We start from the raw sequence: 16,630 nt of genomic DNA, 5'->3' as shown, positions 1-16,630 counted from the left end.
GATCGCATCACGAGTGGTAAACCCGTAGGCTTCGCGGTACCGCGCACCGACCGGGGCATACTTTCGGTCTCGCGCGCACACGGGCGGTAATCCGGAGGGCTTAGGAATGGCACAGGACATCATCCCGATCGAACTCGGCCTGCCGCAGGGTGACGTCGTCACCCTGTGGGCGCCGCGCTGGCGGGAGGACGGCGAGGAGTGGGAAGCGTTCCTCGGCGACGAGGACGACCTGTACGCGTTCCCGGACGCCGCCCACCTGGCGGCGTTCGTGCGCACCTCCGAGCGGCACGACCTGCTGGACCACCCGGCGTGGGACGCGGTTCCGTCGCTGAACGTCCCGGAGCTGATCCCGGACGAGGACCACACGTACGACCTCGTCGGCGTGCCCGAGCTCGTCGCCGAAGAGCCGGACGTCTGGCACATCGCGGAGCTGGCCGAGATCGTCGGCATCGTGCGCTCGCTCGCCGACGTCTGCGACCTCGAAGAGGTCCACGAGATCCTCGACTCGACCGAGGGCTTCTCGCTGCTCGACCAGGGCACCCTCCCGTTCACCGGCGGCGTCGGCGTGCAGGTGTGGAACGACCTGTCCGAGACGGTGTCGCAGAAGTGGGACACCGTGCTGGACGCGATCGACGGCCTGGTGACCGCGCCGGACGTCGACGAGAAGATCCTGGAGCAGACCGCCGAGGAGCTGGCGGCGTTCCACGAGGAGTCCGCGGAGGCCGAGGCCGGCGCCGAGGGTGAAGAAGACCTCGAGGCGATCGACTCCGCCGACGAGGACTCCGAGGACGACGAGGACGAAGACGAGGACGACGCCCCGGTCGGCTTCTGGGCCGAGGTCGGCATCGACCCGATCAAGATCATCACGTCCGGCGCGGAGTACTATACGCTGCGCTGCTACCTCGACGACGCGCCGGTGTTCCTCGGCAGCGAGGGCGAGATCGACGTGTTCACGTCGGAGAAGGCACTCGCGCGGGCCCTGGCCGACGGCAAGGACCTGGCCGACACGGACCTCGCGGACGTGTCCACGTGGGACGAGGTCCTGGCGAAGGCGACGGCGGGCGAGCTCGAGGTCGAGGTCGACACCGAGAACACGTACGTGCTGACGGGCCTGGACGCGGACATCGCGGAGGGCCCGACGGCGATCGACCCGACGCAGCTGGAGCTGGCGGTCGAGCTGATCACGGACGCGGCGGACTGGGCGGGCGACGACGCGGCCGAGACGGCACTGGCGGGCAACGAAAGCCTGGGCTGGCTGGTGTCGTTCGTCCTGCGGCCGGACCCGACGCGCCTCGAGCCGTCGGCGCCGTTCGACGCGGAGCAGAGCGCGTGGCGGAAGCTCGTCGAGGGCTTCGAGAACCGCCTGACGGTCGCCTGAGTCTTTGCCGCGAAGGCCGCCTCCCGCAGGATCGGGGAGGCGGCCTTCGTCGTGTCCGGGGCCGGGATGGCATGAAAGGGTCGTTCATGTCGTCCGGCGACCTGAACGACCCTTTCACGACACCCGGCCTCCCCGCACGACCGGATCGATCCACACCCCCGGCCGGTTGTGGACAACCCGCCCACCGGCCGCTTCGGCAGCCCGTTTCCGTCCGGGGCGGCCGATACGCTGGAGACGGGGGGCGCCCCCGCGGCCGGCGGGTGTCAGTCGTCCGAAGCTCGTTCCGAGCGGACCGGGACCACCAGCACCGCCAGCGCCGGGAAGATCGCCGCCACGCAGAACGCCAGTGCGTACCGGCTGTCGCCGATCACCAAGCCCAGCAGCGGCGGGGTCAGCGAGGCCGCGATGTTCTGGCCCGTGTTCTGCGTCCCCATCGCGCGGCCCGACCACGCCAGGCCCGCCAGCTCCGCCGACGCCGTGAAGCCGAGGCCATTGTCGGCGACCGTGATGATCCCGGCGAGCGCCAGCGCCAGCAGCACCAGCCAGAGCCACGAAGCGTCCCCCAGGGCCACCAAGAGCATGACGAAGCAGCTCAAGACCGCGAGCTGCCGCATCGGGCGCAGCCGGCTGCCGACGCGGTCGGACCACCACCCCGACCCCAGCCGCCCCGCCGCGCCCAGGATCTGGACCACCGCCAGGTACCAGCCCGCCGCCAGCGGGCTCCAGTGCTGCACCGCCACCAGGTACGCCGGCGCGAACGCCGACACCGCGAACTGCGGCACCACCAGTAGCGCGCTCGCGCCGTGGACCCGCCACAGCGTCGCGTGCCGGTACGGCGAAGGCGGCTTCTCCCCCGAAGCGGGCCGAGGCGGCCGGGGCGGGTCCGTGACCAGCCACGCCACCAGCAGCGCGACGACGATCGCCAGCCCGGCCGGCAGCAGGACGGCCGCGCGGAACCCGAAGTGCGCGGCCAGCGGCGGCAGCCCGAGGGCCGCGACGCCGACGCCGAGCGGCTGGGCCGTCTGGCGGATCCCCATCGCGATCCCGCGCTCGGACTTCGCGAACCAGCCCATCACGACGCGGCCACTCGCCGCGTTCACCGAAGCCGTGCACGCTCCGGCCGCCAGGAACACACCAAAGAGAAGCCCGACCGGGTGACTTCCTACCCCGGCGTACACCAGGAGTAACCCCGAGGCCCCCAGTCCGAGCGCCATGATCAGACGCTCTCCGTAACGGTCCGCAGCCGCGCCCCACACGATCAGGGTGAACAGCAGCCCGATGCTCGGCGCCGCGACGACCGTGCCGGCCTGGGCCAGCGTCAGCCCCTCCGCGTCCCGCATGACCGGGACCAGGAACGGGATGCCGTAGAGGAACGAGCAGCTCGCGGTCTGCGCGGCAAGGCCGAGCGCGAGGACGAGCCATCGCCGTGAACTCGCCTGTAGCTGCTCGACCGAACTGCCCGCGACCTGCGCCATCGTCGTCACCGTCTCAATATCTGAGAACAACTTCCTACATGGTGAACGATAGTTGGCATGGCTAAGGACCGCAAGCACCCAGCGGGCGGCGGCGGGCCCCTCAGCGCAGCGCGGCGTACCCGGGCTTGATGACGTCGTCGATCAGCGCGAGCCGGGCGTCGAAATCGATGAAGGCGGATTTCATCGCGTTGATCGTGAACCACCGGAAGTCGTCGAGGTCGTACCCGAAGGTCTCGTGCAGCGCGGCGAATTCGCTGGTCATCGTGCATCCGCTCATCAGGCGGTTGTCCGTGTTCACGGTCACCCGGAAGCGCAGCCGCTTGAGCAGGCCGATCGGGTGCTCGGCGATCGAGCGCGCGGCGCCTGTTTGGACGTTCGACGTCGGGCAGATCTCCAGGGGGATCCGGCGGTCGCGGACGTACGCGGCCAACCGTCCAAGGTGGACCGTGCCGTCCGCGTCGGTCTTGACGTCCTCGACGATCCGCACGCCGTGCCCGAGCCGCTCGGCGCCGCAGTGCTGAATCGCCTCCCAAATGGACGGAAGTCCGAACGCTTCGCCCGCATGAATCGTGAAATGCGCATTGTTCTGCCGCAAATACTCGAAAGCGTCGAGATTGCGGGTCGGCGGGAATCCGTCTTCGGGTCCGGCGATGTCGAACCCGACGACGCCGGCGTCGCGGTAGCGGACCGCCAGGTTCGCGATCTCGAGGGCCCGGGCGTGCTGGCGCATCGCGCAGAGCAACGTCCCGACGCGGATCGAACCGCCGTTCGCGGCCACTCGCCGTGTGCCCTCCGTGAACCCCTCTTGGACAGCCTCAACCACCGCATCGAGTGACAGACCGCGTTCGACGAACAACTCCGGTGCGTAGCGCACCTCGGCGTAGACGACGCCGTCGGCGGCCAGGTCCTCCACCGCTTCCGCGGCGACCCTGACCAGCGATTCCTCCGTTTGCATCACTCCGCAGGTGTGCGCGAAGGTCTCGAGGTAGGACACGAGTGAGCCGGAGTCCGCCGCATGGCGGAACCACGTGCCCAGCTCGGCCGGATCGGTGGTGGGCAGACCGGCATAACCGGTGGCTTCGGCGAGCTCGGCGACCGTGGCCGGGCGGAGGCCGCCGTCGAGGTGGTCGTGCAGGAGGACCTTCGGCGCGCGGCGGAGTGTCTCGCTGGTCAGAACAGGGCTTTCGTCAGGCATCCCCCAACGGTAACCTCGTTGTCATTCCCCTACATGGCGGTAACTCTCAGGCTCTGGTCAACGCTCAGCGTTGACGATCATGCGACGAATCGGCCATCCGGGGGCAGCCTCCGTAATACCCGCTTCACGGGGGCCATACGCACAGCAATTTCGCAATCGTTAAGCTTCGTGGCACGTCCCTCCATTTCCCCGCCGACGAAGGACACACAGCAGTGACCACTGACAACCACATTGCCGCCCCGTCCTTCGACCGGATGCGCAACATGCTGGTGCGCGCGGCCGAAGTGCGTGAGAGCGAGCAGCAGCAGATCTTCGACGCGCTCGACGACATCTACGCCCGCCTCGCGCCGGTGGACTCGCTGGGCGCGGTCCGCAAGCGGCTGTCCGAGATGCCCGACCGCACCGAGGTCAGCGTCCTCGCCGAGCGCCTCGACGAGACGATGTCCCGCCTCGAGGCCCAGGACAACGCGATCGCCGCGCTGACCCGCGCCGTCGAGAGCATCGTCGACAAGCTGGCCAAGCCGTTCGCGCAGCTCGACGGTCGGCTCGACGGCATGGCCGCCCGCTTCGAGGGCGTCGCGGGCCGGATGGACGGACTCGAGGACAAGCTCCAGAACATCCACCGCCGGATCGACGAGGTCGGCAGCCACCTCGACAAGCAGGACGCGAAGCTCGACTCGATCCCGCAGTCGGTGTCCGGCCCGGTCCGCGAGCGGATCGAGCAGGCCGAGGCGTCGCTGCGCGACCGCGTCGACCACACCGACCACGAGCTGCGGGGCAAGGTCGACGAGCTGAGCCGCGCGACGCAGGATCGCCTCGGCGAGCTGGACCGCGTCACCGGCGAGCGGATCGGTGCGAACACCGAGGCGCTCAAGACGGCGCTGACCGAGACCGGCGAGATGATCGACGCCTCGGACCGCCTGGAGAAGCTGGGCAACCGGCTCGAAGCGGTCACCACCCGCCTCGACGACATGGCCGGCCGCCTCGACAAGGTGGAGGACGGCTTCCTGTCGGGCATCAGCGACCTCGACGGCGCGCTCAAGACCGGGCTGTCCAAAGTCGAGGGCACGCTGTCCAAGCAGCCGGACACCGACTCGGTCGACACGCTGGTCCGCAAGAGCAACGACGAGAGCGTCCGCCGCATCGGCGGCCAGCTCGACGAGGCGATGGCGACGTTCGCGGAGCTGATGCTCGGCGGCGGCCCGGCCGTGCAGCAGATCTCGCCCCCGCCGCCCGCGCCGCGCCAGCCGCGTCGCAGCTCGCGCAACGGCCGCGCGCCGAAGCCGGCTGACGCCAAGGCCAAGCCGGGCGAAGGCTCGGAAGAGCCCACGGAGTAACCCAGCCAGACGAAGAGGCCCCCGCCGGATTCCGGCGGGGGCCTTCTCGTGTCTCAGCCCGGAACTCGCGTGATCGGAGCCGGAACTCGCGTGACTGGAGCCGTGACGGCTCTGATCACGCGAGTCACGGCCTCAATCACGCGGGATACGACCTCGGGCGTCACTCAGTCGGGTGATCATCTTCGCGATGATCATCACACCGTGCCGCGGATCGTCTCCCGGACGATCGGACCCGGCGCGGAAGCCGCCGAAGCGACCGAGAAGCTTCCGTTGAGCGCCGACAAGGCCGCCGGGACCGCTTCCGGGGTGTCCGTGTGCAGTTCCAGGAGCGGCTCACCCTCGGTGACGGCGTCGCCGGGCTTGGCCAGGCACAGCACGCCCGCCGCGGCCTGGACCGGGTCCTCCTTGCGGGCCCGGCCCGCGCCCAGCCGCCACGCCGCGACGCCCACCGCGTACGCGTCCAGCGAAGCCAGCACACCCGACGCCGGCGCGTGAACCGTGTGGACGTGCGACGGCGTCGGCAGCGGCGCCGAAGGGTCGCCGCCCTGGGCGGAGATCATCCGGCACCACGTCTCGTACGCCTCGCCGGAAGCCAGCACCGCTGCCGGGTCGGTGGAGATTCCGGCCAGGGCCAGCATCTCCCGCGCCAAGGCGACCGTCAGCGAAACCACGTCGGCGGGACCGCCGCCCTTCAGGACGTCGACCGACTCCGCGACCTCCACCGCGTTCCCGACCGCCCGCCCCAGCGGGACGTTCATGTCGGTCAGCAGCGCCGTCGTCGGCACGCCGTGGTCAACGCCGATCGACGTCAACGTCGAGGCCAGCGAACGCGCCTGCTCCAAGGACTTCATGAACGCGCCCGACCCGAACTTCACGTCCAGGACCAGCCCGGACGCGCCTTCCGCGATCTTCTTGCTCATGATCGAGCTGGCGATCAGCGGGATCGACTCCACAGTGGACGTCACGTCCCGCAGCGCGTAGAGCTTCTTGTCCGCCGGCGCCAGCCCGGACGTCGCCGCGCAGACCACCGCGCCGACGTCCTCCAGCTGGGCCTGAATCTCGGCCGTGGACAGCGAAGCCCGCCAGCCGGGGATCGACTCCAGCTTGTCGAGCGTCCCGCCGGTGTGCCCGAGCCCGCGTCCGGACAGCTGCGGCACCGCCGCGCCGCACGCCGCCACCAGCGGTGCCAGCGGCAGCGTGATCTTGTCGCCGACCCCGCCGGTCGAGTGCTTGTCCACCGTCGGCCGGGAAACGTTCAAAGAGAGCCGCTCGCCGGAGGAGATCATCGCGCCGGTCCAGCGCGAGATCTCGCCGGAATCCATGCCCCGCAAGAAGATCGCCATCGCGAGCGCCGACATCTGCTCCTCGGCGACCTCACCGCGCGTGTACGCGTCGACGACCCAGTCGATCTGCTCGTCCGAAAGCCGGCCGCCGTCGCGCTTCGTGCGGATGACGTCGACCGCCGCGAAGCCCGTCACGGCAGGTCGTCCGGGCCGAAGGCGTCCGGCAGGACGTCCGACATCGGCAGGATGCCGCTGGGCGTGTCCACCAGGCACGCGGAACCGCCCAGCTCGAACAGGATCTGCCGGCAGCGCCCGCACGGCATCAGCAGGTCACCCGCGCCGCTGCGGCACGCGACGGCGACCAGGCGACCGCCGCCGGACAGCCGCAGCTGCCCGGCCATCGTGCACTCCGCACACAGCCCGAGCCCGTAGGACGCGTTCTCGACGTTGCACCCGGTGACCACGCGACCGTCGTCGACGATCCCGGCAACACCGACGTGCAGGCTCGAATAAGGCGCGTACGCATGGGAAGCCGCTTCGATGGCCTGAGAACGCAAGGCGTCCCAGTCTATTGTGGACACTAGTCCTCACCCCGCCGGTACGGCTGCCCGTCGGCCTTCGGCGGCCGCAGCCGCTGCGAGGCCACGGCCAGCACGATCAGCGTCACGAAGTGCGCGGTGTACGGGATCAGGTCCGACGGCAGCGTGTCGTTGGACCAGTAGATCAAGTACAGCACCCCGGCGCCGACGACGCCGAGCCCGGCCGCGATCCACTGCTTGCGGAACAGCTGGACGACGACGATCACGGCGAGCAGGATCACCGCGCCGTACAGCAGCGCGAGCACCGCTTCGCCGCCGCCGGCGAGCTGCAGGCCGTCCGCGTAGCCGAACAGCGCCGCGCCGCCGAGCAGGCCGCCCGGCCGCCAGTTGCCGAAGATCATCGCCGCGAGGCCGATGTACCCGCGGCCGTTCGTCTGGTTCTCCAGGTAGTCCGCGCCGCCGCGCAGCAGCACCAGCGACGCGCCACCCATGCCGGCCAGCGCGCCGGAGATCAGCATCGCGATGTACTTGTGCCGGTAGACGTTGACCCCGAGGGACTCCGCGGCCACCGGGTTCTCGCCGCACGAGCGCAGCCGCAGGCCGAAGCGCGTGCGCCAGAGCACCCAGAAGCTCACCGGCACCAGGATGATCGCGATCATCGTCAGCGGCGCGACCTCGGTGACGAGCCCGCGCAGGATGCCCGCGACGTCGGAGATCCCGACGCGCTGTTCCTTCTCGAGGTCACCGAGCCAGTCGGAGAGGCCGCTCGCCGAGTAGGTGTCGAACTTCGGCACCACCGGCGACTGCCGCGGGTTGCCCGACAGCGGCTCGAAGATCAGGTTCGCCAGGTACTTCGTGACGCCGAGGCCGAGCAGGTTGATCGCGACACCGGAGACGATGTGGTTGACGTTGAACGTCACCGTCGCCACCGCGTGCAGCAGCCCGCCCAGCGCGCCGAAGACGAGCGCGGCCACCAGGCCGACCCACGCGCCGCCGTAGTACGAACCCCAGGCGGCGCCCCAGGTCCCGAGGATCATCATGCCCTCGAGACCGATGTTCACCACGCCCGCGCGTTCGGCCCAGAGGCCGCCGAGCGCGCACAGCAGGATCGGCAGCGCCAAGCGCAACGCCGTCGACGCGGTGTTGGACGACGTCAGCGCGGAGACGCCGGTCGAGTACGACGCCGTCGAGACGACGGCGATGGCGATCACGGCCCAGATGACCCCGCGGAGCCAGCCGGGGATCTTGGACCGCTTGCGGTGCACCGGCATGGCGCCGGGACTGCCCGCGTCGGGCCGGGAAAAGTCGGTGACGGCCATCAGACGGCACCTCCCCCGGCGACCGAAGCGCTCTTGCCGCTGAGTGCGCGGCCCACTCTCCGTTGCTCGGCGGCGAGATCGGCGCGGCGCACGACCTCGTACGCCACGACGACCGACAGCACGATGATGCCCTGCATGATCGTCGCGATCTCCTTGGACACGTTGATCTGCTCCAGCGACACCGCCGAGGTGTCCAGGAACGCCCACAGCAGCGCGCCGAGCGCGATGCCGCCGGGGTGGTTGCGGCCCAGCAGCGCGACCGCGATGCCGGTGAAGCCGTACATCTGCGTCGAGGTGATGCCGTAGGTGTAGTCGCGGCCGAGCAGCTCCGGCATCGCGACCAGGCCGGCGACGCCACCGGAAAGCAGCATCGCGATCAGCGTCATCTTCTTGGCGCTGACGCCGCCCGCGGCGGCCGCGGTGGTGGACTCGCCGGACGCCTTGAGCTCGAAGCCGAACCGCGTGCGGTTGAGCATGAACCAGTAGGCGCCGCCGACCAGAGCGGCGATGACGACGAACCCGAACAGCGTGCCCGAGCCGAGCGGGATGCCCGGGATCCGGCCGGACGACGCGATCTCCCGGGTCCCGATGTTGTTGCCCCGCTGCACGCCGAACTGGTCGGCGTTGATGAGGAACGCGATGATCCCGCCGACGATCGAGTTCAGCATGATCGTCGCGATCACCTCGCTCACCCCGCGGGTGACCTTGAGGATCGCCGGGATGGCCGCGTACGCCGCACCGGCGACGACCGCCACGATGAGGATGACCAGCGTGTGGATCACCGGCGGCAGCTGGAGCGCGCCGCCGGCGATGGCCGCGACGACCGCGGCGAACCGGTACTGGCCCTCGACACCGATGTTGAAGAGGTTCATCTGGAAGCCGATGGCGACCGCGAGCCCGGACAGGTAGTACACGGTCGCGAGGTTCGCGGTGTCGACCGCGGTCGACCCCTTGAACATCTGGCCGATCATCGTGCCGTACGCCTCGAGCGGGTCGGCCCCCGAGATGATCAGCGCGATCGCCGACAGCAGCACGGCGAACACGATCGCCAGCAGCGGTGGCAGCAACTTCGTGCGCCAGGAGGTCATTCTTCGTCACCCTCTCCGGCGCCGGTCATCGCCGAACCCAGTTCTTGCGGAGTCACCGTGGCGGGGTCGGCCTCGGTGACGAGGCGCCCGCGCAGCATGACGCGGATCGTGTCGGACAGGCCGATGAGCTCGTCGAGGTCGGCCGAGATCAGCAGCACGGCGAGGCCGGCGGCGCGGGCCTGGCGGATGTTCTCCCAGATCAGCGCCTGCGCGCCGACGTCGACACCCCGCGTCGGGTGCGACGCGATGAGCAGCACCGGGTTGCCGGACAGTTCCCGTCCGACGATCAGCTTCTGCTGGTTGCCGCCCGAGAGCGCCGCGGCCGGGACGTCGATCCCCGGCGTGCGGACGTCGTACTCGCGCACGATCCGCTCGGTGTCCGCGCGGGTGCCCGCGATGTCGAGCAACTGTCCTTTGGAGACCGGTTCGCGGGTCTGGTAGCCGAGCATCCGGTTGACCCACAACGGTTGCGTGAGCAGCAGGCTGTGCCGGGTGCGGTCCTCGGCGATGTAGCCGATGCCCGCCTCGCGCCGAGCCAGCGTGCCGGCCTTCGTCAGGTCACGGGCCTTGCCCTCGGCGTCGACCAGCTCGATGGTGCCGCCGGACGCCTTGCGCATGCCCATGACGGTCTCGACGAGCTCGGTCTGGCCGTTGCCCTCGACCCCGGCGACGCCGAGCACCTCGCCCGCGCGCACGGTGAAGGTGATGTCGTCGAGCGCGTTGCGGTCGGAGCCCTCGGCACCCAGCGTCAGCCCGGTCAGCCGCAGCACGGCCCGGTCGGTGACGGTGGACTCGCGGGTCTCCGGGCTGGGCAGCTCGGAGCCGACCATCATCTCGGCGAGCTGGCGCGAGGTGATGGTCTTCGGGTCGGCCGTGCCGACCGTGGTGCCGCGCCGGATCACCGTGACGGTGTCGGCGATCGCGCGCACCTCGTCGAGCTTGTGCGAGATGAAGAGGAACGTGTACCCGTCGGCCTTCATCTCCCGGACGGTCGCGAACAGCGCGTCGACCTCCTGCGGCACGAGCACCGCGGTCGGCTCGTCCAGGATGATGATCTTCGCCCCGCGGTAGAGCACCTTGACGATCTCGACGCGCTGGCGGTCGGCGACGCCCAGCTCCTCGAGCAGGGTGTCGGGCTTCGCGTGCAGGCCGGTCCGCTCGGCGAGCTCGGCCAGCCGGGCCCGGGCGGCGCGGCCGATGCCGTGCAGGCCCTCGGCGCCGAGGAAGACGTTCTCGCCGACGGTGAGGTTGTCGGCGAGCATGAAGTGCTGGTGCACCATGCCGATGCCGGCGCGGATGGCGTCCTGCGGGTTGCGCAGCCGCACCTCGTCACCGTTGATCGCGATGGTGCCCTCGTCCGGCGGCTGCATGCCGTAGAGGATCTTCATCAGGGTGGACTTGCCGGCGCCGTTCTCGCCACAGATGGCGTGCACCTCGCCGGCGGCGACGGTGAGGTTGACGTCGGAGTTGGCCACCACGCCAGGGAAACGTTTGGTGATCCCGGTCAGCTGGACGGCGGGCACGCCCCGGTCGGGGACGGCCTCGGCCGGGGCCTCGGCAGTGCTCATGGGCGGGAGAGTTCCATCTCTGTCAAAACACGTGAGGGCTCGGAGGGGAGAAACCCCTCCGAGCCCTGTCCGCGTTGTCAGTTACTTCTGCGGCTTGTCCGAAACGGTGATCGCGCCCGAGATGATCTGGGCCTTGTAGCCGTCCAGGACGTCCTTGATGTCGTCGACCTTGCCACCGGAGGTGGCGTAGCCGACGCCGTCGACCTTGAGGTCGAACCGCTTCGGCAGGGTCGTCAGGTCACCCTTGGCGAGCGCGGTGACGTAGTCGAACACCGCGACGTCGACGCGCTTGAGCATGGACGTGATGATGACGTCCTTGTCGGCCTCGACGGTCTTCTGGTTGTACTGGTCGGAGTCGACCCCGATGGCCAGCACGTTCTTCGCCTTGGCGGCGTCGAACACGCCCTTACCGGAGGCGCCGGCGGCGTGGTAGATGACGTCCGCGCCCTTGGCGATCTCGGCCGCGGCCTTCGCGTTGCCCTTCGGCGGGTCCTGGAACCCGGAGAAGTCACCGGCCGGGGTGAGGTACTCGTCCTCGATCTTGATCTTGGACGAAACCGTCTTCGCGCCCTGCAGGAAGCCGGCCTCGAACTTCTGGATCAGCGGGGTGTTGACACCACCGACGAAGCCGATGTGGCAGCTCTTGCTCTTGTACGCGGCGGCGACGCCGGCCAGGAACGAGCCCTGCTCCTCGGCGAAGACCAGCGGCGTGACGTTCGGGAGCGTGATCGAGTCGTCGTCGACGATCGCGAACTTGGTGTTCGGGTACTTCGCCGCGACGGCCTTGACCGAATCGGCGTAGGCGAAGCCGACCGCGATGATCGGGTTCAGGCCCGAGGCGGCCATCTGGTCGAGACGCTGCTGCTTGGCCGACTCGGCCTCGCTGGCGCTGGCGGTGCTCTCGTTGACCGTCGTCACGCCCAGGTCGGACTTCGCCTTGTCGGTGCCCGCGGCGGCGGCGTCGTTGAAGGACGCGTCACCCCGGCCGCCGACGTCGAAGGCCAGGCCGATCTTCAGCTTGCTGCCGTCGACCTTGCCGCCGGCGGCGGTGCTGCTGGAGGCGGCGGCGGGCGCCGCGGGCGGCTTCTGCGCGGTGACGCAGTCCGAACCGCCCGACGAAGGCGCGGCGCTGTTGTTGCTGCTACCACCGCTCGAGTCCTTGGCGCACCCGGCCAGGGTGAGCACCCCGGCCATGGCCACGGCGGCCAGCGCGGTTCCACGCATGCGACGCAACGTGTGTCTCCCTCCCCGCTGATCCAGCGGATGGTCAAGGGCGCGTCCCGGCCCACTGCCGAGTCGACCGCCAGACCGTACCCAACGGACAGGAAAGCGCCATAGGAACGGCACGCTACGTAACACAAACGTTTACTCACGAGTCGCACGCGCGACCGGTCGCACACCCACCGTGATCAAAGACGTCACCAGGTGCTGCTTTCGGCGGAATCCCGAGCTGGCGGGACGGCCGAATTACCGTTTGCTGTGACTCAGTGTGCCAGTCCGACCGAGGAGTGGACCAGTCCGATCACCCTGTGAGACGCAGGTGGGCGGGGCGCCTTCCGAATCGTTCCGGCTGCCCGCCGCCCGATCGGGCGTCAGCCGGACGAGCGAGCCGGCGCGGTGCGTCCACAGTGGACCCCTCGGCCTGTGACGGCGCCCACAACCGGCGCACGCCCAGGTGTCTGGTCCATCACAGAGAGGAACCCGGAGGTGAGCCGTCCGTCCGGGGCGGGTCTAGCATCCGATTCATCCACGCTCGATGACGTTGACTTCGACATTGCCGCCGTACACGGCGGCTGCGGACCTCACGGCCACCGGGCACAAGTCAGACGTTGGAGGCCGTTCACCGATGTCCACCACGGCGAGCACTGCCACTCAGGCAGGGGCGAGCGATCGGGCGGGTGCCTCACGCCGGCAGGGGACCTTCTACCGGGGCGACCCCGGCATGTGGTCCTGGGTGCTGCACCGCATCACCGGCGTGCTCACATTCTTCTTCCTGTTCGTGCACGTGCTCGACACCGCGCTGGTGCGCGTGTCGCCGAACACCTACGACCAGGTCATCGAGACCTACAAGACCCCGATCGTCAACCTCCTGGAGGTCGGCCTGGTCGGCGCGGTGCTGTTCCACGCGCTCAACGGCATCCGCGTCATGCTGGTCGACTTCTGGTCGAAGGGCCCGAAGCTGCAGAAGGCCATGCTCTGGGTGATCGGCGTGGTCTGGGTCGTCGTGATGGTCCCCGGTGCGTTCTTCATGCTGAAGCGCACCGTCGAAACGCTCTTCGGGGGTAACTGACATGGCCGACCTCGCCTTCGCGAACCCCCGCGCGCCGAAGCGTCCCGCCGCCCGCCGGAGCAACTTCGAGCTCTACAGCTGGCTGTTCATGCGGATCTCCGGCCTCGCCCTGATCATCCTGGTGCTCGGCCACCTGCTGATCATGAACATCCTCGACGGCGGTGTGCACCGGATCAACTGGGGCTTCGTCGCCGGCCGCTGGGCCTCGCCGTTCTGGCAGTTCTGGGACCTGGCCATGCTCTGGCTCGCCGAGATCCACGGCGGCAACGGGCTGCGCACCATCATCGACGACTACGCGCGCAAGGACAGCACGCGGTTCTGGCTGAAGATCGTGCTCTACGTGTCCATGGCGCTGATCCTGGCCGTCGGCACGATGGTGATCTTCACCTTCGACCCGAACATGCCCGCGAACTGACTCCACCTGACTTCGGAGACTTCCCACCATGCAGTTCCACAAGTACGACGTGGTGATCGTCGGCGCCGGCGGCGCCGGGATGCGCGCGGCCATCGAGTCCGGTCAGCGCACCCGCACCGCGGTCCTCACCAAGCTCTACCCGACCCGGTCCCACACCGGCGCGGCCCAGGGCGGCATGTGCGCCGCGCTGGCGAACGTCGAAGAGGACAACTGGGAGTGGCACACCTTCGACACGATCAAGGGCGGCGACTACCTGGTCGACCAGGACGCCGCCGAGATCATGGCGAAGGAGGCCATCGACGCGGTCCTCGACCTCGAGAAGATGGGCCTGCCGTTCAACCGCACGCCCGAGGGCAAGATCGACCAGCGCCGCTTCGGCGGGCACACGCGCGACCACGGCAAGGCCGCGGTGCGCCGCGCCTGCTACGCCGCGGACCGCACCGGCCACATGATCCTCCAGACGCTGTACCAAAACTGCGTCAAGTACGGCACGGAGTTCTTCAACGAGTTCTACGTGCTCGACCTCGTCACCAGCCCGGACGAGAACGGCAACCCGGTCGCCTCCGGCGTCGTCGCCTACGAGCTGGCCACCGGCGAGCTGCACGTCTTCCAGGCGAAGTCGATCGTGATGGCCACCGGCGGCGCGGGCAAGATCTTCAAGACGACGTCGAACGCGCACACCCTCACCGGGGACGGCCTCGGCATCATCTTCCGCAAGGGCCTGCCGCTGGAGGACATGGAGTTCTTCCAGTTCCACCCGACCGGCCTCGCGGGCCTCGGCATCCTCATCTCCGAAGCCGTCCGCGGCGAGGGTGGCATCCTGCGCAACGCGTCCGGCGAGCGGTTCATGGAGCGCTACGCCCCCACCATCAAGGACCTCGCGCCGCGCGACATCGTGGCGCGCTCGATGGTGCAGGAAGTGCTGCAGGGCCGCGGGTGCGGGCCGAACAAGGACTACGTCGTCCTGGACGTCACGCACATCCCCGAGGAGACGCTGAACGCGAAGCTCCCGGACATCATGGAGTTCTCCCGGACCTACCTGGGCGTCGACCCGGTGAAGGAGCCGGTGCCGGTGTTCCCGACCTGCCACTACGTGATGGGCGGCATCCCGACGAACATCCACGGCGAAGCGCTGCGGGACAACGACAACGTCATCCCCGGCCTGTACGCGGCGGGCGAGGTCGCGTGCGTGTCCGTGCACGGCTCGAACCGCCTGGGCACGAACTCGCTGCTGGACATCAACGTGTTCGGCCGCCGCGCCGGCATCGCGGCCGCGGAGTACGCGCTGGCGCACGAGCACGTCGAGCTGCCTTCGGATCCCACCACGCTGGTGGAGGAGCAGCTGGCCGGCCTGCTGTCGGAACACGGTGACGAGCGCGTCGCCGACATCCGCAAGGAAATGCAGCAGACGATGGACTCGCACGCGTCGGTGTACCGCACCGAGGACACGCTGAAGCAGGCGCTGACCGACATCCAGGCGCTGAAGGCGCGGTACGAGCGGATCACCGTGGCGGACAAGGGCAAGCGGTACAACACCGACCTGCTCGAAGCCGTCGAGCTCGGCTTCCTGCTGGAGCTGGCCGAGGTGCTGATCGTGGGCGCGATCGCACGCAAGGAGTCCCGCGGCGGCCACGCGCGCGAGGACTACCCGACCCGCGACGACACGAACTTCATGCGGCACACCATGGCGTACAAGCAGGGTGCCGGCCTCGCTTCGGACATCCGGCTCGACTACAAGCCGGTTACCTTCACCCGCTACGAACCGATGGAGCGGAAGTACTGATGACTGCTATTGCTGAAGCTCCTTCGTCTTCCGCTTCCGACGAGCACACGCCGATCACGGTCACGCTGAAGATCCTGCGGTTCAACCCGGAGGTGGATTCGGAGCCGCACTGGGAGTCGTACGAGGTCCCGGCGCAGCGCACCGACCGGCTCCTCAACCTGCTGTTCTACGTCAAGGACTACCTCGACGGCACGTTCTCGTTCCGCCGGTCGTGCGCCCACGGCGTGTGCGGGTCCGACGCGATGCAGATCAACGGCATCAACCGGCTGGCCTGCAAGGTCCTGATGAAGGACCTCCTGTCGACGTCCGGCAAGCCGACAACGATCACGATCGCCCCGATCAAGGGCCTGACGACGTTGAAGGACCTGTACGTCGACATGGACCCGTTCTTCGAGGCTTACCGCGCGATCAAGCCGTACCTGATCAACTACAGCCCCGAGCCCACGCGCGAGCGTCTCCAGTCCCAGGCTGACCGGGACCGGTTCGACGACACTACGAAGTGCATCCTTTGTGCTTGCTGCACTTCTTCGTGCCCGGTGTATTGGAACGACGGGTCTTACTTCGGGCCGGCGGCGATCGTGAACGCGCACCGGTTCATCTTCGACTCCCGGGATGAGGGGGCCGAGGAGCGGTTGGACATCCTCAACGACGGCGAGGGTGTGTGGCGCTGCCGCACGACGTTCAACTGCACGGACGCTTGTCCGCGCGGGATTCAGGTGACGAAGGCGATCCAGGAAGTGAAGCGCGCGCTGCTCTTCAAGCGCGTCTGAGGCTCTCACGACGAAGCAACCGGCGGCCGGCAGCGCAGGCCGACCACGAGGTCACCAGACCTCCCCCGCCCCTCATCCCAGCGTCTCTTCAGCCGGCGGTCGGGTTTGTCAAGGCACGCTTTCCGCCATCATGACCGCATGACGGCGTGGCGTGAGTTCGAAGCGGCGGAACCGGAGTTCGCTCGGCGCG

At 69.1% G+C, this 16,630-nt stretch carries 14 protein-coding genes; 6 read left to right on the top strand and 8 right to left on the bottom strand.

The genetic code is table 11. The features are described from left to right. The first annotated feature begins 106 nt into the window (after positions 1-106). A complete protein-coding gene (locus tag AB0C38_RS41400) occupies positions 107-1,378 on the top strand; it encodes a primosomal protein (protein WP_360684111.1) in 1,272 nt (423 codons plus the stop codon). A gap of 263 nt (positions 1,379-1,641) precedes the next feature. On the opposite strand, the gene AB0C38_RS41395 is transcribed toward AB0C38_RS41400, so the two are convergent. Further along, the gene (locus AB0C38_RS41395) at positions 1,642-2,853 is read right to left on the bottom strand and encodes an MFS transporter (protein ID WP_360684302.1); all 1,212 of its coding nucleotides are present in this window, start codon (positions 2,851-2,853) and stop codon (positions 1,642-1,644) included. A gap of 100 nt (positions 2,854-2,953) precedes the next feature. Then, positions 2,954-4,048: an adenosine deaminase gene (locus tag AB0C38_RS41390; protein WP_360684108.1), complete on the bottom strand. Its 1,095-nt coding sequence runs from the start codon at positions 4,046-4,048 to the stop codon at positions 2,954-2,956. A gap of 212 nt (positions 4,049-4,260) precedes the next feature. Here AB0C38_RS41390 and AB0C38_RS41385 point away from each other — a divergent pair, with 212 nt between their 5' ends. After that, entirely contained in the window at positions 4,261-5,385 is a 1,125-nt protein-coding gene (locus tag AB0C38_RS41385) for a PA containing protein (RefSeq protein ID WP_360684105.1), read from the top strand. A 194-nt stretch (positions 5,386-5,579) separates the two neighbouring features. On the opposite strand, the gene AB0C38_RS41380 is transcribed toward AB0C38_RS41385, so the two are convergent. The 6 genes from AB0C38_RS41380 to AB0C38_RS41355 all read right to left on the bottom strand — a co-directional run bounded on the left by AB0C38_RS41380 (position 5,580) and on the right by AB0C38_RS41355 (position 12,406). Beyond that, positions 5,580-6,863, bottom strand: coding sequence for a thymidine phosphorylase (locus AB0C38_RS41380; protein ID WP_360684102.1), 1,284 nt, complete (start codon positions 6,861-6,863; stop codon positions 5,580-5,582). Then, positions 6,860-7,249, bottom strand: coding sequence for a cytidine deaminase (locus AB0C38_RS41375; protein WP_360684099.1), 390 nt, complete (start codon positions 7,247-7,249; stop codon positions 6,860-6,862). The genes AB0C38_RS41380 and AB0C38_RS41375 overlap by 4 nt, the downstream gene beginning before the upstream one ends. Then, a complete protein-coding gene (locus AB0C38_RS41370; RefSeq protein WP_360684096.1) occupies positions 7,249-8,526 on the bottom strand; it encodes an ABC transporter permease in 1,278 nt (425 codons plus the stop codon). The genes AB0C38_RS41375 and AB0C38_RS41370 overlap by 1 nt, the downstream gene beginning before the upstream one ends. Then, positions 8,526-9,614: an ABC transporter permease gene (locus AB0C38_RS41365; protein ID WP_360684093.1), complete on the bottom strand. Its 1,089-nt coding sequence runs from the start codon at positions 9,612-9,614 to the stop codon at positions 8,526-8,528. Before AB0C38_RS41365 ends, AB0C38_RS41370 begins: the two co-directional genes overlap by 1 nt. Continuing rightward, positions 9,611-11,182 (bottom strand): ABC transporter ATP-binding protein, encoded by a 1,572-nt coding sequence (locus AB0C38_RS41360; RefSeq protein WP_360684090.1) that lies wholly within the window; start codon positions 11,180-11,182, stop codon positions 9,611-9,613. The genes AB0C38_RS41365 and AB0C38_RS41360 overlap by 4 nt, the downstream gene beginning before the upstream one ends. An 81-nt stretch (positions 11,183-11,263) precedes the next feature. After that, entirely contained in the window at positions 11,264-12,406 is a 1,143-nt protein-coding gene (locus AB0C38_RS41355) for a BMP family ABC transporter substrate-binding protein (protein ID WP_360684087.1), read from the bottom strand. Between the two features lie 622 nt (positions 12,407-13,028). Here AB0C38_RS41355 and sdhC point away from each other — a divergent pair. From sdhC to AB0C38_RS41335, 4 genes are read left to right on the top strand one after another with little or no spacing between them, the layout of a single operon-like run. Further along, positions 13,029-13,472, top strand: a complete 444-nt coding sequence (gene sdhC / locus AB0C38_RS41350; protein WP_284747961.1) for a succinate dehydrogenase, cytochrome b556 subunit — start codon at positions 13,029-13,031, stop codon at positions 13,470-13,472. Between the two features lies 1 nt (position 13,473). Next, positions 13,474-13,887, top strand: a complete 414-nt coding sequence (locus AB0C38_RS41345) for a succinate dehydrogenase hydrophobic membrane anchor subunit (protein ID WP_360684083.1) — start codon at positions 13,474-13,476, stop codon at positions 13,885-13,887. Between the two features lie 28 nt (positions 13,888-13,915). Further along, positions 13,916-15,670, top strand: coding sequence for a succinate dehydrogenase flavoprotein subunit (sdhA, locus tag AB0C38_RS41340; RefSeq protein ID WP_360684080.1), 1,755 nt, complete (start codon positions 13,916-13,918; stop codon positions 15,668-15,670). After that, positions 15,670-16,440, top strand: coding sequence for a succinate dehydrogenase iron-sulfur subunit (locus AB0C38_RS41335; RefSeq protein ID WP_360684077.1), 771 nt, complete (start codon positions 15,670-15,672; stop codon positions 16,438-16,440). The genes sdhA and AB0C38_RS41335 overlap by 1 nt, the downstream gene beginning before the upstream one ends. Positions 16,441-16,630: the final 190 nt, after the last annotated feature.

The organism is Amycolatopsis sp. NPDC048633, from assembly GCF_040650695.1.
GTDB lineage: Bacteria > Actinomycetota > Actinomycetes > Mycobacteriales > Pseudonocardiaceae > Amycolatopsis.
The sequence above is the reverse complement of the archived record's forward strand: the minus strand, read 5'-3'. Positions and strand labels throughout refer to the sequence as shown.